Source organism: Janthinobacterium algoris (assembly GCF_051380935.1).
In the GTDB taxonomy this organism is placed as follows: Bacteria; Pseudomonadota; Gammaproteobacteria; order Burkholderiales; family Burkholderiaceae_D; genus Janthinobacterium.
This window is the reverse complement of sequence record NZ_JBNYXZ010000027.1, coordinates 1-18,547: the sequence shown is the minus strand read 5'-3', so window position 1 is coordinate 18,547 and position 18,547 is coordinate 1. Positions and strand designations below refer to the sequence as shown.

Annotated in this window: 22 protein-coding genes and 1 pseudogene; 5 read left to right on the top strand and 18 right to left on the bottom strand. The window is 62.8% G+C overall.

Annotation, left to right across the window (positions count from 1 at the left end; all coding sequences use genetic code 11):
* Positions 1-62: 62 nt before the first annotated feature.
* Positions 63-1,001: a serine O-acetyltransferase EpsC gene (gene epsC, locus ACQ4W7_RS27175; protein WP_436534760.1), complete on the bottom strand. Its 939-nt coding sequence runs from the start codon at positions 999-1,001 to the stop codon at positions 63-65.
* A gap of 187 nt (positions 1,002-1,188) precedes the next feature.
* Between epsC and ACQ4W7_RS27170 the strand changes: the two genes are divergently transcribed.
* Entirely contained in the window at positions 1,189-2,364 is a 1,176-nt protein-coding gene (locus ACQ4W7_RS27170; RefSeq protein ID WP_436534758.1) for a multidrug effflux MFS transporter, read from the top strand.
* Between the two features lie 54 nt (positions 2,365-2,418).
* Here the strand turns inward: ACQ4W7_RS27170 and ACQ4W7_RS27165 are convergent, their stop codons facing one another.
* Complete coding sequence (locus ACQ4W7_RS27165; RefSeq protein WP_426073136.1) at positions 2,419-2,730, bottom strand: hypothetical protein; 312 nt, start codon at positions 2,728-2,730, stop codon at positions 2,419-2,421.
* A gap of 80 nt (positions 2,731-2,810) precedes the next feature.
* Positions 2,811-3,251, bottom strand: coding sequence for a carboxymuconolactone decarboxylase family protein (locus tag ACQ4W7_RS27160; RefSeq protein ID WP_436534756.1), 441 nt, complete (start codon positions 3,249-3,251; stop codon positions 2,811-2,813).
* A gap of 104 nt (positions 3,252-3,355) precedes the next feature.
* Between ACQ4W7_RS27160 and pdxR the strand changes: the two genes are divergently transcribed.
* The gene (gene pdxR / locus ACQ4W7_RS27155; protein ID WP_436534754.1) at positions 3,356-4,840 is read left to right on the top strand and encodes a MocR-like pyridoxine biosynthesis transcription factor PdxR; all 1,485 of its coding nucleotides are present in this window, start codon (positions 3,356-3,358) and stop codon (positions 4,838-4,840) included.
* Here pdxR and ACQ4W7_RS27150 read toward each other — a convergent pair.
* The 5 genes from ACQ4W7_RS27150 to trxC form a co-directional block, all read right to left on the bottom strand.
* Positions 4,818-5,402 (bottom strand): DUF1287 domain-containing protein, encoded by a 585-nt coding sequence (locus tag ACQ4W7_RS27150; RefSeq protein WP_436534752.1) that lies wholly within the window; start codon positions 5,400-5,402, stop codon positions 4,818-4,820. The two genes, pdxR and ACQ4W7_RS27150, sit on opposite strands and share 23 nt — an antisense overlap.
* A gap of 62 nt (positions 5,403-5,464) precedes the next feature.
* Entirely contained in the window at positions 5,465-5,800 is a 336-nt protein-coding gene (locus ACQ4W7_RS27145; protein ID WP_436534750.1) for a DUF6616 family protein, read from the bottom strand.
* Between the two features lie 24 nt (positions 5,801-5,824).
* On the bottom strand, positions 5,825-6,559 hold the full coding sequence (locus ACQ4W7_RS27140) for a HEAT repeat domain-containing protein (RefSeq protein WP_436534748.1): 735 nt from the start codon (positions 6,557-6,559) through the stop codon (positions 5,825-5,827).
* Positions 6,560-6,567: 8 nt separating this feature from the next.
* Positions 6,568-7,089, bottom strand: a complete 522-nt coding sequence (locus ACQ4W7_RS27135) for a MarR family winged helix-turn-helix transcriptional regulator (RefSeq protein WP_436534832.1) — start codon at positions 7,087-7,089, stop codon at positions 6,568-6,570.
* Positions 7,090-7,159: 70 nt separating this feature from the next.
* The gene (gene trxC / locus ACQ4W7_RS27130) at positions 7,160-7,612 is read right to left on the bottom strand and encodes a thioredoxin TrxC (protein WP_436534746.1); all 453 of its coding nucleotides are present in this window, start codon (positions 7,610-7,612) and stop codon (positions 7,160-7,162) included.
* Positions 7,613-7,759: 147 nt separating this feature from the next.
* Here trxC and ACQ4W7_RS27125 point away from each other — a divergent pair, with 147 nt between their 5' ends.
* Entirely contained in the window at positions 7,760-9,202 is a 1,443-nt protein-coding gene (locus ACQ4W7_RS27125) for a coniferyl aldehyde dehydrogenase (RefSeq protein ID WP_436534744.1), read from the top strand.
* Between the two features lie 4 nt (positions 9,203-9,206).
* Here the strand turns inward: ACQ4W7_RS27125 and ACQ4W7_RS27120 are convergent, their stop codons facing one another.
* Positions 9,207-9,812 (bottom strand): LysE/ArgO family amino acid transporter, encoded by a 606-nt coding sequence (locus tag ACQ4W7_RS27120; protein WP_426074932.1) that lies wholly within the window; start codon positions 9,810-9,812, stop codon positions 9,207-9,209.
* 202 nt (positions 9,813-10,014) lie between these two features.
* On the opposite strand from ACQ4W7_RS27120, the gene ACQ4W7_RS27115 reads away from it, so the two are divergent.
* Entirely contained in the window at positions 10,015-10,905 is an 891-nt protein-coding gene (locus ACQ4W7_RS27115; RefSeq protein WP_426074931.1) for a LysR family transcriptional regulator ArgP, read from the top strand.
* Between the two features lie 105 nt (positions 10,906-11,010).
* Positions 11,011-12,045 carry an alpha/beta hydrolase gene (locus tag ACQ4W7_RS27110; RefSeq protein WP_436534741.1) on the top strand — a complete coding sequence of 345 codons (1,035 nt, stop codon included), beginning with the start codon at positions 11,011-11,013 and terminating at the stop codon, positions 12,043-12,045.
* Between the two features lie 117 nt (positions 12,046-12,162).
* Here ACQ4W7_RS27110 and ACQ4W7_RS27105 read toward each other — a convergent pair whose 3' ends face one another.
* The 9 genes and pseudogenes from ACQ4W7_RS27105 to ACQ4W7_RS27065 form a co-directional block, all read right to left on the bottom strand.
* Positions 12,163-12,801 (bottom strand): phasin family protein, encoded by a 639-nt coding sequence (locus tag ACQ4W7_RS27105; RefSeq protein WP_426074929.1) that lies wholly within the window; start codon positions 12,799-12,801, stop codon positions 12,163-12,165.
* A 274-nt stretch (positions 12,802-13,075) separates the two neighbouring features.
* The gene (locus ACQ4W7_RS27100; protein WP_436534739.1) at positions 13,076-13,411 is read right to left on the bottom strand and encodes a hypothetical protein; all 336 of its coding nucleotides are present in this window, start codon (positions 13,409-13,411) and stop codon (positions 13,076-13,078) included.
* A gap of 27 nt (positions 13,412-13,438) precedes the next feature.
* Positions 13,439-13,810, bottom strand: coding sequence for a VOC family protein (locus tag ACQ4W7_RS27095; RefSeq protein ID WP_436534737.1), 372 nt, complete (start codon positions 13,808-13,810; stop codon positions 13,439-13,441).
* Positions 13,811-13,888: 78 nt separating this feature from the next.
* Positions 13,889-14,494 (bottom strand): pyridoxamine 5'-phosphate oxidase family protein, encoded by a 606-nt coding sequence (locus ACQ4W7_RS27090; RefSeq protein WP_436534735.1) that lies wholly within the window; start codon positions 14,492-14,494, stop codon positions 13,889-13,891.
* A gap of 11 nt (positions 14,495-14,505) precedes the next feature.
* On the bottom strand, positions 14,506-15,777 hold the full coding sequence (locus ACQ4W7_RS27085; protein ID WP_436534733.1) for a YncE family protein: 1,272 nt from the start codon (positions 15,775-15,777) through the stop codon (positions 14,506-14,508).
* Positions 15,778-15,867: 90 nt separating this feature from the next.
* Positions 15,868-16,758, bottom strand: coding sequence for a creatininase family protein (locus tag ACQ4W7_RS27080; RefSeq protein WP_436534830.1), 891 nt, complete (start codon positions 16,756-16,758; stop codon positions 15,868-15,870).
* A 153-nt stretch (positions 16,759-16,911) separates the two neighbouring features.
* The gene (locus ACQ4W7_RS27075) at positions 16,912-17,379 is read right to left on the bottom strand and encodes an SRPBCC family protein (protein WP_426074924.1); all 468 of its coding nucleotides are present in this window, start codon (positions 17,377-17,379) and stop codon (positions 16,912-16,914) included.
* Positions 17,380-17,536: 157 nt separating this feature from the next.
* Positions 17,537-17,715 (bottom strand): annotated as a pseudogene (locus tag ACQ4W7_RS27070) (IS5/IS1182 family transposase); the annotation flags it as partial.
* Positions 17,716-18,009: 294 nt separating this feature from the next.
* Positions 18,010-18,312: an HNH endonuclease gene (locus ACQ4W7_RS27065; protein ID WP_436534732.1), complete on the bottom strand. Its 303-nt coding sequence runs from the start codon at positions 18,310-18,312 to the stop codon at positions 18,010-18,012.
* Positions 18,313-18,547 lie beyond the last annotated feature (235 nt).

Below are 18,547 nucleotides of genomic sequence, written 5' to 3'. Positions count from 1 at the left end.
AGTGCCTGAAAAACGTTCAAGGCAAGGCGCAGCGCCGCCATGGGCGTTTTCTCGGCCACTCTTCAATCGTTGCGCATCTGCGCCTGCGATACATTGCTCTCTGGCGGCACGCTCTGCGTCAGCCACACATTTCCCCCGATGGTCGATCCTGCGCCGATGGTGATGCGCCCCAGCACGGTTGCGCCCGCGTAAATGACCACGTCGTCCTCGACGATGGGGTGGCGCGGAGTGCCCTTGATCAGCGCACCGGATGCATCGGCAGGAAAGCGCTTGGCGCCCAGGGTGACGGCTTGGTACAGGCGCACGCGCTGGCCGATGATGGCCGTCTCGCCGATCACCACGCCCGTGCCATGGTCGATGAAGAAGGACGCGCCGATGCGCGCGCCGGGGTGGATGTCGATGCCCGTCAGGGTATGCGCGATGTCGGCGATCAGGCGCGCCAGGAACGGCGCGCCCAGCGCATGCAGACGGTGCGCCAGGCGGTGGTACAAGATGGCGATGGTGCCCGGATAGCACAGCATGATCTCGGCCACCGAGGTGGCGGCCGGGTCGCCTGCGTAGGCGGCCTGCACGTCCGACACCAGCAAGGCGCGGATGTCGGGCAGGCTGGCGGCAAAGGCGCGCGTGATGTCGCGCGCCTGCTGCGCCAGCGCCGCATCGTCGCTGGCGGCATCTTGCTCCTCACCGGCCGGCACAGAAAATAGCAGGCCGCGCCGCACTTGTTCGCTGAGGCGATTCAGGGTGGTGTTGAGGGTGTCGCCGACAAAATAGTCGATGCTTTCGTCCGTCAGGTTGGGACGCCCGTAATGCGTAGGGAACAGGGCTGCCGACAGGCCGTTGACGATGGTGGTGAGCGCTTCGCGCGACGGCAATTCGCGCACCCTGCCGTTATGACGGATCTTGTGCTTGTCTTCGCGCGAGCTGCGCAAGGCCTGGATCACGGGCCCCAGATTCCACTGGGCCGTGTCGTCGGCGGGCGCTGCGGGATCAATGCTGTGCATGGCGTATCACTTCCAAAAATGGCGAACAGGCCGGGTCGCCCTAGCTTAGCGGACAGGCACCGCGATTCAAACGAAGAATTTCAAGGTTCCATATGCGAAAATCGCATATGAATGGCAAACAGCACAGCGCCAAACCCGATTGTTGCCACTAGCGTAAAATGACGGACTAACAAAAACACTCTTCAACATGACTAAATTATTAACCTGGATTTTGGCGGGCCTGGCGATGGTCGGACCGCTTGCCATTGACACCTATCTGCCGTCGTTCCCCGCCATCGTCCACGATTTCAATGCCAGCCCCCTGCTGGTGCAGCAAACCCTGAGCTTTTTCCTGTTCACGTTCGCCTTCATGATGCTGTTTTACGGCACCCTGTCCGACTCGTTCGGCCGCCGTCCCGTGATTCTCGTTTCGCTGGTGCTGTATGTGATCGCCTCGGTGGGCGCCGCACTGGCGCCGTCGCTGGGCTGGCTGCTGGCCTGGCGCGTGCTACAGGGTCTCTCGGCCGGCGCCGGCTCCGTAATCGGCCGCGCCATCGTGCAAGACCGCTATTCGGGCGCCGCCGCGCAGAAAATCCTCTCGCACATCATGATGGTGTTCGCGCTGGCGCCGGCCATCGCCCCCGTGCTGGGCGGCTGGCTGCAGGTGGGCCTGGGCTGGCGGGCGATTTTCTGGTTCCTCACGGCGTTTGGCGTGCTGATGTTCATCGTCGTCTGGCGCGCACTGCCGGAAAGCCTGCCTAAGGAACAGCGCCACGCCTTCCACCTGGGCGACATCGCCGTCAATTACTGGAAAGTGCTGTGCCATCGCCAGTTCCTGCTGCTGTCGACGGCCATCGGCGCGGCCTTTGGCGGCTTCGCCCTGTACATCGGCTCGGCCGCCTACTTCATCATCAACATCCTGCACCTGCCGGAGACGGCGTTCGCCTGGCTGTTCATTCCCCTGATCAGCGGCATGGTCTTCGGTTCGGCCCTGTCGGCGAAAATCGCCCACCGCTACAGCCAGCGCCAGATGATCTGGGCCGGCTTCCTATTGATGCTCGTCGCCGCGCTGGCCAACATCGGCTATAACTATGTCTTTGCCGCCGAAGTGCCATGGGCCGTGCTGCCCTTGTTCTTCTACTCGTTCGCCCTGTCGATCGCCATGCCGCCGATGACCCTAATGGCCCTGAACCATTTTCCCAACAACAGCGGCCTGGCGTCGTCGATGCAATCGTTCATCCAGATGTTGCTGTTCGCGCTGGTGTCGGGCCTGGTGGCGCCGCTGCTGTTCGACAGCGCGCTGAACCTGGCGTATGGCGTGATGGCGGGATTGCTGGTGAGTTTGCTGTGCTGGGTGTTTGCACAGGGTAAAGCTGACGCGTAGGTCGGATTAGCGCAAGCGCGTAATCCGACATCACCCGCCAACCACGTTGTCGGATTACGGCCAGGGCGCGGGCGTCACATCCAGGTATTGTGCCCCGCCCTGCTCCGGGGCCGGTTCCGCCGCATCACGCGCGACCGGCTGGTTCAACGGCCCGGCAGGCGAACGCAAACTCAACAGCTCTTTGCGCGCCTCGACGAAGTCGGCGGAACTCAAGGGATGTTGCTGATCGGGCCAATGGCTGACAGCCCATTCCTGCAAGGTTTCAAAGCGTCGCCACAGTTCGGCGATGAATTCGCGGCGCGCTTCTTCCTGTGCTTCCTCCTGCTGCGGCGTCTTCCCGGCGCCTTCCCCGATAGGTACTGGCATGGCTGCTCCCTGGCTGATCAATCATCATGCCAGACTACGCAGGGACCAGCCAGGCGTCTGTTCGCGAACGAACACAGGATTTATTCGGGCATCTTGCGGAAGCCCACGGCCAGGCGGTTCCAGGTATTGATGGAGCCGATGGCCAGGGTCACGTTGACCATTTCCGCCGGCGTCAATTGCTCTGCCAGCGCCGCATAGTCTTCGTCCGACGCATGATTTTGCGGCAGCAGGGTCAGCGCTTCCGTCCAGGCCAGCACGGCCCGCTCGCGCGGCGTGAAGAACGGCGTTTCGCGCCAGACGGACACGGCATACAGGCGGCGCTCCGTTTCGCCCGCCTTGCGCGCGTCGCGCGTGTGCATGTCGACGCAAAAGGCGCAGCCATTGATTTGCGAGGCGCGCAGGCGGATCAGCTCGAGCAGCGAGTGTTCCACGCCCAGCTTGGCGATGGCCGCTTCCAGCGCATACATGGCCTTGACGGCGTCCGGCGAAGCTTGTGTGAAATCGAGTCGTTGCTGTGTCATGATGCATTCCTTGATAGAGTAGAGAGGCACTATTGTAGAAGCGCGAGTAGCGCGCGCGGCAGGCCAATCCTGCCGAAAAACGGCAGACCACCAACAGATACTCCATGGAATTACATATCCTGATCGATGGCACGCGCGACCTGGGCGGCCAGCTGTATCGCCAGCTCAGCGAGGCCATCCGCTCGGGCCGCCTGGCGGACGGCCAGCAATTGCCGCCATCGCGCCTGCTGGCCAGCCAGCTGGGCCTGTCGCGCAAGACGGTCTCCGACGTGTATGAGAAGCTCGCTTATGAAAAGCTGCTGGTAGGAAAGGTCGGCGTGGGCAGCTTCGTGCAGACGCCGCACGCCTCGCCGCAGCGCCGCCACGCCAGCACCGCGCTGGCCAGCGCCGAGCGCATCGCCCGCTGGGAAGCGACACCCACGCCCTTGCGCCAGGCCAGCCAGGAAACGCCCGCGCGCTACGCATTCATCGGCGGGCGCGCCACGCCCGCCCACTTCCCGCAAGATGAATGGCGCGCCTGCATGCTGCACGCGCTGCGCCAGGATGGTCAGGCACGCGGCCGCTATGGCCCTGTCGCCGGCTTGCCGTCCCTGCGCGCGGCGATCGCCGGCCATGCCGCCTTCAGCCGCGGCATCCATTGCACCGAGGAGCAGGTGCTCGTCACCAGCGGCGCGCAGCAGGCTTTGCATCTGCTCGCGCTTACCCTGCTGGAGCCGGGCGACACGGTTGCGGTGGAAGAACCCGGCTACCCCGTGGCGCGCGCCGTATTCGCCAGCCAGGGAGCGCGCGTGGTGGGCGTCGACGTAGACGAGGATGGTCTCGTCGTCGCGCAAATCCCCGACGGCACGCGCTTGATCTATGTCACGCCTGCACATCAATTTCCGCTCGGCATGCCGATGAGCATGGCGCGCCGCCATGCCTTGCTGGAGCGGGCGCAGCAGTTGGGAGCCATCATCATCGAGGACGATTACGACAGCGCCTTTCGCTACGAAGGCCGGCCCGAGGATGCGCTGCAAAGCATGGACCGCTATGGCGTCGTGGCCCATGTGGGCAGCTTTTCCAAGATCATGCTGCCGGAATTGCGGCTCGGTTATGTGGTGCTGCCAGAAACCATCGTGGCCGCCATGCAGACGCTGAAATACCTGAGCGATTGCCATACGGCCAGCCTGGGCCAGCATGCGCTGGCCAAGTTCATCGGCGATGGCCACTTGCTGCGCCATATCCGCCGCTGCCACGACATTTATGCGGGGCGGCGCGAACGGCTGCAACACTGGTTCAACGGGCCGTTGTCGCCGTGGTTCCGCCTGGTGCCGGCCAGCGCCGGCTTCCACGTGGCGGCGCTGGCCCAGACGCCGCTCGATATCGCCGCATTGCTAAGCAGGGCGCGCCGGGCCGACGTCAGCCTGTATGCGCTATCTGGCTTTTACCATGGCCCCGCCCGCCATGAAGGCCTGTTCCTCGGCTATGGCGCCATCGACAGGCTCGATATCGACACGGCGCTGGCCAAGGTACTGGCTATCCTGCAAGAAATCGCTCCCCTCCCCCTCAGCGGGGTTGCCAACCGGGTTACCAACGATAATGCCCCGTAATCGGATAACTGAATAAAATATTTTCCTCGCGCGCGCCCTCGCCAATGTTGTGGATGATGAGCGGCACGCCGCTCCACGACTGCTTGTCGCTGACTATCCCGATGTGCGTGAGGTTGCGCGGCAGGCGCCAGGTGACGATGTCGCCTGCGCGGTAAGCGTTCGCTTCCTTGCTTGGCTTCAGGCTGCTGCCGTGGCGGGCAAAGTACGTACCCAGGTTCGGCACGCGGCGGTGGTCGATATTGCGGTCCGGCCCCTTCATCTGCCAGCGTCCCTGCTGCTGGTACACCTGCCACGCCTTGCGCATGTCTTCGTGCACCAGCACCTGCAAATCCTGCCCCAACTGGCGATAGGCGCGCACGACCACGTCCGTGCACACGCCCCGCTCAAGCGGCACGTCGCCGCCCGGATACGCGAGTCGTTCGTAGCGCGGGTCGTATTGCAGGGTCACGCCCACCTGGCTGCGGGCGGCGGCGACGAGGGCTTGCGCGGTGGTGGCAGGAGCGGCCGAGGCCAGCATGGGCGCGAGGACAAGCGCCAGGAGGGAGAGCAATTTGATTGGCATCAACGTCAGTGGTCGAATGGAAATGCCAACTTTACCGCAGCGGCAGAGAAAACGTCGGACGCTTAGATGGCGGCCAGCTGCGCCAGGTGCGCGGGAAAATCCACGACCGGTCCCGCCGCATTGACGGTCTCAAAATAATCATGCCAGCCCGTGGCGGCGATGCCGGCCAGCAAGGCGTCCAGTGCCGCCTCGTCCGGGAAGCGCCAGACGGCATAAAATTGCTGGGCAGACGCATGCAGCTTGCCGCCATCGATGGCGCCCATGGCCAGCGCTTCGGCGCCGATGCCCGACAAGGCTGCCATGCCGGCGCCCACCGTATCGAAATACGCCCGGCGCGCGGCGCCATCGAGGATCAGCCAGGCGGGTTTCGGGCTGTACAGTTCTAGCAAGTAATGCATGCTTACTCCTTGGGTCAGGTCTCGTCAGGCCAGCGAGCGCTGGGCCCGCTTGCAGATGCGTGCCGTGGCGGCATTGGGACTTTCCTGTAACCATTGCACGCACAGGCTGCGTACCCAGTCCGGCTGGCTCTTGGCCGCATCGTTGAGCCAGTTGGCCACGGAGTCCTGCACGTAGACGGCCGGGTCCACCCGCAGGGGCTGCAGCAGGGGCAAGGCCAGCTGCGGCTCTTCTTTTAGCTGTGCAATATGCGCGCACCACACGCCGCGCGGGCGCAGCGCTTCGCAGGCAAAGCGGCGCACTCTTTCCGACGGGTCCGCCGTCCACGACGCCAGCAGCGCGATGGCGTCAAGCAGATGCGCAGCCAGCCGGGGCCGCAGCGCCAGCCAGGCCCATTCGCGCACGCCGAAGTGGCCATCGTCGGCCAGCGGGCGCATGGCTGCCAGCTGTTGCGGCAAGCTCCATCCCGCCTGGGCGGCGATGGCAAAGCAGGCCCAGCCCCGCACCGTGTCGGATGGGTGCGCTTGCAGCACAGCCAGGTCGGCATTGGCCTCCAGCAGCAATTGCGCCGCCAGCGCCATGCGCTTGGTGATGCCCGCTGCGGCCTGCGCGCGCATCTGTTCCAGCCGGGCGGCGCCGATATCGGGTACGGTCGCAGCCAGCAGCTGGGTGAAATCGATGGCCAGCCCTTCGGTCAGGGTGGCGCTGGCCACGCTGCCCGCGTTCAGCAGGGCCAGGCGCGCGGGAACAATGTCGGCCATGCCACGGCTCATGGCGCGCCCTGCATTTCATTTTTATCCGTCTTGCGCCAGGCTTTTTCCAGCAGCGCACTCAGTAACTGCATGTCGTTTGCCGTGAAATCGGCGAACAGGCTGGCGATCCATTGCGCGTGTTCATCGACCAGGGTCGCTGCAGCCATCGTGCCCTTGGGACTCAGGCGCACCAGCAGCTTGCGCCGGTCGAACTGGTCCGCGTGGCGCATCAGGAAACCGTCGCGCTCCAGGCCGTCGAGCAAGCCCGTGATGGTGCCGCGCGTCACGCCAGCCCGCTCGGCCAGTGTGTGCGGCGAGAGTCCCTCGGGCACGTCGCGCAGCAGGCACAGCAGCACAAACTTACCTTCCGACAAGCCATGGCGGCCCAGGCGCGTGGCACAATCGCCATCGATGGCCGACGCCAGGCCCAGCACTTCAAAGCACAGGCGCAAGCGCACTATGGATGCCGGCATGTCCGGACCGAGCGCGCGGCGCTGCACGTCGCCCAGCAAGGCCGTGTATTTTTGTTCGAGTTTTATCATATGGCGCAATATAATATGGCGCCATACTAAATGTCAAATGGAAAACCATGATGGTTTTCCCGTCGCCTCAAAGGCGGGCTTTATCCCTCGCCCAGGCGATGATGGACTGCGCATCGATGGCGCCCGGCTGGCGCGCCACTTCCACGCCCTTGCGAAACAGGGCCAGGGTGGGAATGCTGCGGATATTGAAACGGCTGCCCAGCTCTGGCGACGCTTGCGTATTCACCTTGACGACGCGAAACGCCGGCTCCAGTGTCTTGGCGGCCTGCACATAGAATGGCGCCATGCTGCGACACGGACCGCACCACGGCGCCCAAAAGTCCACCAGCACAGGGATGTCGCTGCGTTCGATATGCTTGAGGAAACGGGCGCTGGCCAAGTCCACCGGCTGGCCCATGAATAAATCCTTCTGGCACTTGCCGCAAGTAGGCTGCTCGCTGAGGCGGGCGGGCGGCAGGCGGTTGACGGCGTCGCAATGGGGGCACACGATGTGCAGAGAGTCTGGCGTGGTCGAGGTCATGGCATTCCAGGGAAGCGTAGCGTAAAGTTATCGGACATTTTACGGTGTATCGTGCAGACCCGTTGGCACGCTGGCGGCACTTTTGCACATAGTCAACTATAGTGCGCTGGAGCGGCGCGCACATTGCCAAGCCGACCGAGGAAAAAAATGCCTGATGTCGCAGAAAACATGGATCTGAGCACCACCCCCGTCCACGCAAAACTGGATGCCGCCCTGGCCTTGCAGCGGGCCGCCTATCTGGCCCACCCCGTGCCCACGCTTGCCGAGCGCAAACACGACCTGCAAACCTTGCAGCGCTTTATCCGCGACCACAAAGAAGCGCTGTGCGAGGCGATCAGTGCCGACTATGGCAATCGCTCCCGGCACGAAACCTTGCTGGCGGAAATCTTTCCCGCCAGCGACGGCATAAGCCATGTCTTGAAACAGTTGAAAAAATGGATGCGGCCGCAGCGCCGTGGCGTGGACTGGCACACCTTCCCTGGCGCCAGCAACCGCGTGCTTCCCCAGCCGCTGGGCGTGGTGGGTGTCATCGTGCCGTGGAATTTCCCCGTGAACCTGAGCCTGGTGCCGTTGACTTACATCTTCGCCGCCGGCAACCGCGCCATGGTCAAGATGAGCGAAAATTCGCGCCACCTGGCCCGCCTGCTGATCGACAAGATACCCAACTACTTTCCACCGGAAAAATTGCAGTTTTTTGAAGAGACAGGTGGCGTGGGCATAGCTTTTTCACAACTGCCGTTCGACCATCTGCTGTTTACGGGTTCCGGCCAGACGGGCCGCGCCGTCATGGCGGCAGCTGCGCGCAATCTGTGCCCTGTGACCCTGGAACTGGGCGGCAAGGCGCCGGCCATCGTCTGCGCAGACTTTCCCCTGCGCACGGCCGCCGAACGCATCCTGTTCGTCAAATACCTGAACGCGGGGCAAATCTGCACCAGCGTCGACCACGCCTGGCTGCCCGAGGCCAGCATCGCCGCCTTCGTCGCACATGCGCGCCAGATCGTGTCCACGCGCTATCCACGGCTGGACACGCCCGATTACACCTCCATCATCGACGAGGCCGCCTTTGAGCGCCTGCTGCTGGCGCTCGACGAAGCGCGGGAACGGGGCGCACAAGTCATTCCCCTGCTAACGGGGCCAGCGTACGACCGGGCCACGCGCAAGATCGCGCCGCATATCGTGCTCGATGCACCCGAGGACAGCCTGCTGCTGACGCGCGAAATATTCGGCCCCATCCTGCCCCTGCGCGGCTATGTGCATCTGGACAGCGTGATCGACAGCATCAACGCGGGACCGCGCCCGCTGGCCATCTATCCGTTCAGTAAGCAGGCAGACACCGTGCAGCTGCTGATCGACCGGGTGATGTCGGGTGGCGTGTCCGTCAATGACGCCCTGTTCCACGTGGGCCAGCATGATTTGCCTTTCGGCGGCGTGGGCGAGTCCGGCATGGGCCATTACCATGGCGTGGAAGGTTTTCATACCTTCAGCAAGCTGCGCCCGGTGTTTTACCAAGCCCGTTTCAGCGCTTTGACACTGCTGTGGCCGCCCTACGGCAAGCTGGCCAGCCGCGTGCTGGCCTTCCTGACGCGCTAATTGCTTAGAGGAACAGCGAGGCGGCGATGGCCCACATGACGAGGGCGATGATGGCGTCGAGCACGCGCCAGGCCATGGGCTTGGCAAACACGGGCGCCAGGTAGCGGGCACCAAAGCCCAGCAGGAAGAACCACAGGGCCGAAGCCATGATGGCGCCGCCCGCGAAGTAGAAACGTCCCGCGCCTTCATGCTGGCCGCCAATCGAGCCGAGCAGGATAACCGTGTCGAGGAAAGCGTGCGGGTTCAGCAGGCTGAACGCCAATGCCGCGCCGATCACGGCCCAGTAACCTTCGGGCGACTTGGCGGCTGACACCGTCAGGGCCGTTGGACGCCAGGCCGACTTGGCTGCGCGCAAGCCGTACGCGATCAGGAAAGTGGCGCCACCGGCCTTGGCCCACAGCAGGAAATTGGGATTATCGGCAATAAACGTACCCATGCCGGCCACCCCGGCCGTAATCAGGAGGGCGTCGCACAGCAAACATACGAGTATGCAGGTGAGCACATAATGACGCTTCAAGCCCTGTTTGAGCAAGAATGCGTTTTGCGTGCCGATGGCCACGATCAGGCTCGCTCCGAGCCCCATGCCTTTCAAGAAGATTGCGCTGTCCATATTGCATCCTTTATTGCTTTCCATCACGCGCACGGCCGCCCACGCTCTGCCGGCAATGGCAAAGTCATCAGTGGTAGGTGGAGGGTGGTGCGGAACCAGGAGGACCGCGCGGGAGAGTGGAGTTGTTACCCTATTTCAACAGTGTAAAGAAAAAGTAAATATAAGTATAATGAATGATTCTAACTACATATAAGAGAATCTTATGCGCGTCGTCGATTACCGTGGTTTGGCCGCCCTCGACGCCGTGATCGGCCTGGGTAGCTTTGAAAAGGCCGCGCAAGCGCTGGCGATCAGCCAGCCGGCCGTGTCGCAGCGCATCCGTACCCTGGAAAACCTGGAAGGCACCCTGTTGATCATCCGCAGCCATCCGCCCTTACCCACGGAAACGGGCCAGCGCCTGATCGCCCACTACCGGCAAGTCAAGCTGCTCGAAGCGGCGCTCGACGCCCAGCCGGGCCCCACCACGCAATTGCCGGAACTGGCCATTGCCGTCAACGCCGACAGCGCCGCCACCTGGATCCCGGAAGCGCTGGGGCCGCTGCTATCGCCGCCGTCGTGCCTGCTCGATATCCGCCTCGACGACCAGGACCACACCCTGAGCCAGCTGCGCGAAGGACGCGTGTTTGCCTGCGTCACCAGCGCCAACGATCTGGTGGCCGGCACCACGGCCACGCCGCTGGGCGGCATGCGCTACCTGTGCGTGGCGTCGCCTGCGTTTGCGCAGCAATGGTTTCCCCATGGTTTTACGGTGGAGGCCGTCAGCCAGGCGCCCGCCATCACGTTTGGTAGCAAGGATGCCCTGCACGAACGCTATCTGCAGCACCGCCTCGGTTACACGGGCCGTTATCCTCACCATGTGCTCGGTTCGGCGCGCGACTTCGTGCGCTTCATTGAAGCGGGCTATGCTTATGGCATGGTGCCCCTGCTGCAGGCGGAAACGGCGCTGGCCGCCGGCCGGCTGGTCGACGTGGCCGCCGGGCAAGCGCTCGACGTGCCCCTGACCTGGCATGCCTGGGATATCCAGACGCCCCTCACGCGCACCCTGTCGGACGCCGTCATCGCCACGGCGCGCAAATGGCTGTTACAGGATTAATTGACACATGCAATATTTATCTATGCTAGACAGCAACTTCTCCGTATGCGCCCGGCCCTGCCTGGCCTACACTGCAAGCATCACTCTTAACCATCAGGAGCCAGCATGACGATCGTGCGCACGACATTGCTCGGTTTGCTGGCGGCCATCCCGCTCGCGGCCAGCCTGGCCGCCTGCTCGCCCTTGACCGCCATCAATGCCTTGTCGTCCGGCAGCGCCTCGCAGGTGACGAGGGGCCTGGCCTACGGCCCCCTGCCACGGCAAAAACTCGATGTATACGCTCCCAAAATCCGCACGGGGCCCGTGCCCGTGGTGGTGTTCTTTTATGGCGGCAACTGGACGGCGGGCGAGCGCGCCGACTATGCCTTCGTTGGTCACGCGCTTGCTGCGCGCGGCTACCTGGCCGTGATCGCCGACTACCGGCTGTATCCTGACGTGCACTACCCAGAGATTTTGCAGGATGCGGCCCGCGCCGTGGCCTGGGCCGCGATGGAGTCAGGCCGCCATGGCGGCGACCCCGCCCGCCTGTTCGTGATGGGCCATAGCGCCGGCGCCTACAATGCGGCGATGGTGGCGCTCGACGCCAGCCTGCTGGCGCGGCACGGCATGCACCCGCACGACTTGCGCGGCTGGATAGGCTTGGCCGGTCCGTATGATTTCTTGCCCATCGAAAATACCACCACCCGGCCCGTCTTCTTTTACCCGGACACGCCCGCCTCTTCGCAGCCCATCCATCACGTGACTGCCGAAGCCCCGCCCGCCCTGCTGATCGCGCCCCTGCCTGGACGGGACAAACTGGTCAATCCGCAACGCAACACGGGAGGCTTGGCGAATGCCTTGCGGGCACAACACCGACCCGTGACAGAAACGTATGTCGACAAGGTCAGCCATACCACCCTGGTCGCATCGCTGGCCAGCCCCTTGCGCATGCTGGCCCCCACGCTGGACGCCGTGAGCGCCTTTATCGACGCCAACAGCGGCACGGGCAATGCGAGCACGCCGCAAGGCACGCGCATGCAGGAAAGCGGGGCCACGCGGCAACGTCCTGCAACGGAGCAACCTCCTGCGACGGCGCAGAGCGCCGCCGCGCAAGCTGCAGCAACGCGTCCCGCCACCCGCGACAAGACGCCCGCCCCTTAAAGACGGGCGCTCTGCCCGGACCAACTCACACGATGCTGCGCCAGCCAAGCGCATCACAAGGCCCGGTCCTCGTGACGCGGATGCAGCTGCCATGCACCGCCCCCAGCAGCGGCCCGCTTATTCTTTACGGCTGGCGCTGCTGCTTTTGCTTTGTGCGGAGCCCGCTTGCGATGCGCTGCCGCTGGCGGAGCTTTCGCTGCCGGCCGACTGCTGGCTACCCTGCTGGCTGGCGCTTTGCAGGCTTTGGCCGTCACGGCTGTGCGCGCCGCGCTGCTGGTCGCGGTTGGCGCCGTTTTGATGGTTGGCCTGGAATGGTTCGGCGATGCGCTGCATGGCTTCCTGCTGCTTGCGCACGTTTTTCTGCGTTTCTTCCGAAGCCGTGCGGGCCACTTCTTCGGCCAGGGCCTTGGCAGTACGGCTCGTTTCATTCACATGCCGCTCTGCCACATTGGCCAGTTCGACCTGCGTATCGGCTGCCAGGCGCGATACCTGTTCCTGGTACTTGCGCAGTTGCTCGGCGGCTGGCTGGCCCGCTGCGGCAGCCACCTGGAACACATCTTCAGCACGCTCGAGCGTCAGCAGGTTCTGGCTGGTGACAGTGGTTTCTTCCAGCAAGCCTTGCGCCAGCTGCATGTTCAGGTCATTGAAATGCTGCACCGACTGGAACAAGGACTTCGACAGACCATTGAAAAAAGCCAGTTGCGCTTCCAGGTGGTTTTTGACGGCAGGGGTAACACTACGGGAATATGGATACATGGAGTTCCTCATTAAATAGCGGTTGGGTAGACACAAGGCGACACCACCGGCTGTCGAACGGTGAAGCAGACGACCGGGCTACGCCACGAAACGCGAAAAAACATATCCGATTGGTGGAGAGATGCTTTGCAACGCGAGTCCCAAGGCTACGTGAGCACCGCAGGAGAGGGATGATCTGGATCAAAGGTGCGCCAGGCAGCGCAGAAAGTTTTGGCGGGACGGCTAGCCCTTGGCAAGCGTCAGTGACGGGAAGGGAAATCTGTGCCAGGCACGCTCAACGAACAGCGCCCGTGGCAGGCATAACAGGCTTGTAACCATGGCTACGCAGCGAGGCTTCCAGCCAGCGGTTGCCATACCAGCCACGCGCCAGCAGGTAACTGAGCTCCGCGGCGGCCATCAGCAGCATCATCGGGCCGACACGCAGTTCGGTGGCCAGATGGCTGCCAAACCACAGGCATGCATCCATTGCCAGCATGAGCAGCAACAGCCACCAGCGGCGCTTGGCCACGGCCCAGAATGAGCCCAAAAACAGGGCCGGCCAGGAAAAGCCCGCTTTCACGTAGGCATAGCGGCCGGCATCGTCGGCAAACAGGGTGGCGCTAAGCTTCATGCTGCTCTCTTCAAGTAATAAACGGTGTCAGGGCTCGGGAAGGTGACAGACGGCTTCAACATTGTGACCGTCCGGGCCCAGCACGAAGGCGCCGTAGTAATTCGGGTGATACAGGGCGCGGATGCCTGGCGCGCCGTTATCCTTGCCGCCCGCTTCCAGCGCAGCCTGGTAAAACGCGTCCACCTGGGCGCGGTTGTCCGCCGCAAAAGCGAGATGCATGCCGGCATGCGGCGCGCCACCCACGCCGAACCAGAAATCGGGCTTGCCATCCTTGCCCAGGCCGATCCAGCCTTGCTCTTCCATCACCACCGATACGCCCAGGGGCGCCAAGGCGGCCGAAAAGAAAGCCTTGCTGGCCTGTGCGTCGCTGACATTCAAACCGATGTGATCAAGAATCATGGTGGCGCTCCTTGGAGGCTATGAAAATAGGGAAAGAAAGCGCAGTATGCGTCAATATTGCCTTTTTCGCAAGCAAAGCTACAGATCCGGCGCGTAGCGGGCGACCATCTGTTCCTGTGTTTCCTGCGGTCCGCTGCCGCCCATCTGATCCTGGATCATCTGGCCCATCGTCGGCAAGACGCGGCGTTCGACCTGGGCCGTGCTGTCCCACAGGCGCGAACGCATGAGGGCCTTGGCACAATGCAGATACGCCTCTGCCACGCGCAGATGCATGACCAGGCGCGGCGGGTGGCGCTCGCCGGCGAAGTGCGCCAGCAGCGCCGGATCGTCGCTGAGACTGGCCTCGCCATTCACACGCAGGGTTTCATCCACGCCGGGGATCATGAACAGCAGCCCCGCCCTGCCCGTTTCGGCAACATTGCTGAAACTGTCGAGGCGGTTATTGCCCATGGCATCGGGCAGCAGCAAGGTATGGGCATCGAGCACCTGCACGAAACCGGGCGCGCCGCCGCGCGGCGAGGCGTCGAGCTGGCCGCCAGCACCGCCCGTGGCCAGCACGACGAACGGCGACAGGCCGATGAAGGCCATGCAATGCCGGTCGAGACGGTCGAGCTGCTTGCTCAGCGCCCGCCCCTGCGCGGGGGGATAATGCGCGCGCAGTTGCTCTATGGAATCGATGCGCATGGGGCCGGCACCTAGCGCAGGTTGCCCGTATGGCCCAGCGAATAGCGGCCCGGCTGTGGCCACACGGTGAGGCCGTGCGGTTCCTGGCCGACTTTCACTTTCGACACGTCGCCGCTATTCGTATCGATGCGGTAAACCACATCGTCGAAGCGGCCGGACAGCCACAAGTACTTGCCATCGGCGCTAACATTGCCCATGTCGGGGCTTCCGCCACCGGGGATCGGCCACTGCGACACCACTTTTTCGCTGGCGAAATCGATCACGCTAACGCTGCCCTTGCCGTTGCGCTTGCCGTGGATGCGGTGCGTGCCGCGGTTGGCCACATATAACTTTTTACCATCACGACTCGGATACAGGCCGTGCGCGCCCACACCCGTCTGGATGAAGCCAATTTCCTTCAGGGTGGCGCCATCGACGATGTGCACGCCGTCGGCATCCATGTCGGCGATATAGAATTTCTTGCCGTCCGGCGAGATGCGTATATCTTGCGGCATGCCCTTCTTGACGCTGCAGATTTCATTTGCCGGGCCGCCCACGGGGCCGGACTCGGCAAAGCGCTTGGCCGGCATCTGCAATTTCAGGTAACCATCGACCTTGCGCCCCACCAGATCGATCTTGGCGATGGTGCCGTCGAACTCGCAGGTGAACATGGCGTAGCGGCCGTCATTGGAAAAATCGGCATGGTTGATGCCGCCGCACTGGGGCGTGTCGATCGAGTACTGCACCGCCATGGTCTTCGGATCGCGGAAATCGAGGCGGCGGCGCGCTTCAGCCACGACGATGGCCGACTTGCCATCCGGTGTGAAGTACATATTATAGGGATCATCGACGGGCACTTCCTTGCCCGGCTTGCCGCTCAAAGGGTCGACCGGCGTCAGACTGCCCTTGTCCGTGCGTTCGGCATTGTTCGCCACCCACAGGGTGCGCAAGTCCCACGACGGCACGACGTGCTGCGGGCCGCTGCCAACCTTGAACTTGTCGACCACCTTCAGGCTGTCCTGGTCGATTACATAGACGTCGTTCGAGCGCAGGTTGGGCACGTAGACGCGGCGCAAGTGATCCTTGACGACGGGGCTCATATTGCTGCTGGCGATGCTGCCATACACGTTTTTCGGGTCCACCAGCGGCGGCATGCCCGGCAACGGCGAATAGGCGGGCGCCGGCGCTGCGGCGGCAGGGGCCGCCGTGCTGGCGCCGGTGACCTGGCTGGCCACGCCCAGGCCGGCCAGTGCGGCAGCCAGGGCGGACAAGGTGACGATGGTGCGTCGTTGAGATTTTTTCATGTGATTTCGCGTCTTTTCGTTGCAAAAGCCGGAAGTTCAGCACTTCCAGCGGGATGTCGGCTCAGTCCAGTAATCGAGTCAGTCCAATATTTACTTGCGTTGCAGCAGTTGCTTGATGGCGGCCACCGAGGTGTCCACCTGCAACTTGACGCCTACCTGGCCCAGTTCAGCCGTGGCACGCGTGGCGTCGCCGCGCACGCCGTCCGCCACACCGGGCTTGGGTCCATGGGCCATGGCTACGCTGCGCACCAGCGACGGGTCCGTCGCCAGCATGAGCGCTGCGTCTGCCAAGCCCGCATGCAGGCCGATCTCGGCGCTGCTGTAACCGCGCTTCTGCAGCTCAGCAATATATTGCGATTGCGTAATGTCATAGTAGTCGAGCAAGGCATACGCACGCGCTTCCTTGCCAGCGGCAGTTTTACCCCAGGCACGATTGAGCTTGCTGGCCACATTCTGTTCGTTCTTTTGGTAACCGCCGTGATCACCGACGAAAATGATGTCGCGGAAGCCATGCTGGCGCAGGCTGGCGGCCGTCCCTTCCAGCACAGCTTCGAAGGCGGCCGGCGGTATCGAGATCGTGCCGGCAAAGCGCATGTGACCGGCCGGTGGCGTAATACTGCCTTCCGGCACGTAGGAAACGACGGGCGCGACGATGGTGTTGCCCAACTTTTGCGCGATCTGCCGCGCCAGCAGACCGGCGCGCACATTGTGCTTGCCCAGCGCAATATACGGCCCGCTCTGCTCGACGCCGCCTATCGGCACCAGCACGGTCGTGGCGCCATGATCGATACGGCTGCGCAACTCAGTGCTGGTCAGTTCTTCCAGCATGACGCTGCCGCTGGCAGACGTGGCCGCCAGAGCGGACGCAGCAGGAATCAGGCAGAGCAGGGTCAGGGCAAACAGGGAGCCAAATGGCTTGGACAGAATGGAGGGCGCGCGCGGCGCCAGCGGTACATTCGGCAGGGGGAACTGCAGAGTCATAAGCAAACATCTTTCCAAGGTCAAGGCGTGACGCCGTGCCCGGCCTTGCCAGGCAAGCTGGCTGCCACGCAGGAATTGTATTCCATCATGACGGGAAGGGCACGTTAATTTGCTACGGTGCTTTGCAAGGAATTGACGAGGGGAAACTATCTATCAGGCTGTTGTCGCGTTAGCCCTGCCCGCCTCGCCATCATGGAGTGTCTCGTTGCGTTTCTCGGCATAGGCCTTGAGTGAGCGCATCGTTCCGGGCAAGCCTTGCCGCACTTGCCTGGCAACGCCTGGCCCGAACAGAAAGGCAAGGGCTCCAGTGAACCACACGCGGTGCATGACTTCCGATCCGCCATCTACGGCCGCAACCGTGTGCTCGAAATGGATGCGGAACAAAGGAATGTAGCCCTCGACGGTGAACGAGCGGCCTGCGGAGCGCTCGGTAATCAGCATCGGAATACCCATGCCTTTGCTGGGAACTATCCTGCCCTGTGTCCCAGCCGCGAATGGCCCATTGAGCCGGGCTTGCTTTGTATCCGGATCCCACAAGTGCCAACGGTCGACCTCGCTCCAAATTTGGTCGATGACCGTGGGCGGGACTGCAATGTGGATGTTTTCTTCGATATGCCTCAATTGGAGATCTCCCTATGGAAGTGCTGATTGATTCGCTTTCGTAGCGACTTTGGCGCGACAAATGGTCGACTGGCCGAATGCGGCTTTACGATGGTGCTTTCGCACATCATTATGCCTTCTCGGCCAGATGGGCGTTGATCGTCTCGAATATCTGGCCCGCCAGCCCGATTGGGGGACGACCAGCGCCTTCAACCTTCGGATAGAAAGGTTCGATGAGTTTGTACAGCTTGCCCCGCGGCGTTACGGCGTCACGCTGTCGATCTCGATCAGGAAGCGGTCACGCCGCGTGAGTTTCTTCTTGGCGGCGTATTCGAGGGCGGAGAAGCTCTTTGGCATGATGGATCGCTGGCAGTGAACGTAGCGTGATTGTCTCAGGTCGGCCCGCTGCAGGGAACGGTCCCAGATGAAGAAATCAGTGCTTCCCTAGTTCGCCATCGGATCGACGAGCTGGAAGGTACTGCTGCTACGCAACCCAACTGGATGCACTCTTTCGTTTAGTCGATGAGTTCGAGTCACGCCGGCGCAGATAGTTTGGCTCAGTTTTTGGACTACCTATACGTCCGCTTGGGGGCGGAAGCGGACGGAGCCGATTAGCTCTGAATCGCCACCAGTACCCTAAGACCGCAATTTTCAACGCGGAAATTTATACCGTACCAGCAGCGTAGGTCCTTTGCCGCCGGGTGGCGTCAGCAGTATCTCGTCACCCGGCTGCATCTCCTCATACATCACCGTGCAACAGGTCGGCATCGAGTGGCCGCGCGCGGGATAAACGCCAACGTCGGTATGCAGGGTCGCAGCGCGTACGTCCACGCTGGTCTCGCCGGCCTTTCCTGCTTCTTGCAGCAGCTTGCGCAGTGAGGTGACGAAGTCCGCTTTGCTGAGTCTGGCAAGTGCTTGGCTTGCTTGCGGGCGAGCGCTTGCGTCGTTTTTCATGGCAGTTTCTTTCAGTGTATACATTCCCGCCACTATATCATTTGCGCCTGGCCTCTACTCTACTTATCGTGCCCCCTAACAGTGGTTTGCTGTGGTCTAATTGTAAGCGTCGGCCCACCCTTCCGATTACCCACAATTCGCTTGTATACTTTCAACGATTCTGTTAACTTTTTTCACATGAGGAATTTGATCGCAATCAGATGACAACGCGGAGGACGCCAAGCGATTCCGCATC

Bases quoted from the DNA above. Each gene is read 5' to 3' on its own strand.
- epsC (WP_436534760.1), bottom strand. From the start codon at position 1,001: ATGCACAGCATTGATCCCGCAGCGCCCGCCGACGACACGGCCCAGTGG.
- ACQ4W7_RS27170 (WP_436534758.1), top strand. From the start codon at position 1,189: ATGACTAAATTATTAACCTGGATTTTGGCGGGCCTGGCGATGGTCGGA.
- ACQ4W7_RS27165 (WP_426073136.1), bottom strand. From the start codon at position 2,730: ATGCCAGTACCTATCGGGGAAGGCGCCGGGAAGACGCCGCAGCAGGAG.
- ACQ4W7_RS27160 (WP_436534756.1), bottom strand. From the start codon at position 3,251: ATGACACAGCAACGACTCGATTTCACACAAGCTTCGCCGGACGCCGTC.
- pdxR (WP_436534754.1), top strand. From the start codon at position 3,356: ATGGAATTACATATCCTGATCGATGGCACGCGCGACCTGGGCGGCCAG.
- ACQ4W7_RS27150 (WP_436534752.1), bottom strand. From the start codon at position 5,402: ATGCCAATCAAATTGCTCTCCCTCCTGGCGCTTGTCCTCGCGCCCATG.
- ACQ4W7_RS27145 (WP_436534750.1), bottom strand. From the start codon at position 5,800: ATGCATTACTTGCTAGAACTGTACAGCCCGAAACCCGCCTGGCTGATC.
- ACQ4W7_RS27140 (WP_436534748.1), bottom strand. From the start codon at position 6,559: ATGGCCGACATTGTTCCCGCGCGCCTGGCCCTGCTGAACGCGGGCAGC.
- trxC (WP_436534746.1), bottom strand. From the start codon at position 7,612: ATGACCTCGACCACGCCAGACTCTCTGCACATCGTGTGCCCCCATTGC.
- ACQ4W7_RS27125 (WP_436534744.1), top strand. From the start codon at position 7,760: ATGCCTGATGTCGCAGAAAACATGGATCTGAGCACCACCCCCGTCCAC.
- ACQ4W7_RS27120 (WP_426074932.1), bottom strand. From the start codon at position 9,812: ATGGACAGCGCAATCTTCTTGAAAGGCATGGGGCTCGGAGCGAGCCTG.
- ACQ4W7_RS27115 (WP_426074931.1), top strand. From the start codon at position 10,015: ATGCGCGTCGTCGATTACCGTGGTTTGGCCGCCCTCGACGCCGTGATC.
- ACQ4W7_RS27110 (WP_436534741.1), top strand. From the start codon at position 11,011: ATGACGATCGTGCGCACGACATTGCTCGGTTTGCTGGCGGCCATCCCG.
- ACQ4W7_RS27105 (WP_426074929.1), bottom strand. From the start codon at position 12,801: ATGTATCCATATTCCCGTAGTGTTACCCCTGCCGTCAAAAACCACCTG.
- ACQ4W7_RS27100 (WP_436534739.1), bottom strand. From the start codon at position 13,411: ATGAAGCTTAGCGCCACCCTGTTTGCCGACGATGCCGGCCGCTATGCC.
- ACQ4W7_RS27095 (WP_436534737.1), bottom strand. From the start codon at position 13,810: ATGATTCTTGATCACATCGGTTTGAATGTCAGCGACGCACAGGCCAGC.
- ACQ4W7_RS27090 (WP_436534735.1), bottom strand. From the start codon at position 14,494: ATGCGCATCGATTCCATAGAGCAACTGCGCGCGCATTATCCCCCCGCG.
- ACQ4W7_RS27085 (WP_436534733.1), bottom strand. From the start codon at position 15,777: ATGAAAAAATCTCAACGACGCACCATCGTCACCTTGTCCGCCCTGGCT.
- ACQ4W7_RS27080 (WP_436534830.1), bottom strand. From the start codon at position 16,758: ATGACTCTGCAGTTCCCCCTGCCGAATGTACCGCTGGCGCCGCGCGCG.
- ACQ4W7_RS27065 (WP_436534732.1), bottom strand. From the start codon at position 18,312: ATGAAAAACGACGCAAGCGCTCGCCCGCAAGCAAGCCAAGCACTTGCC.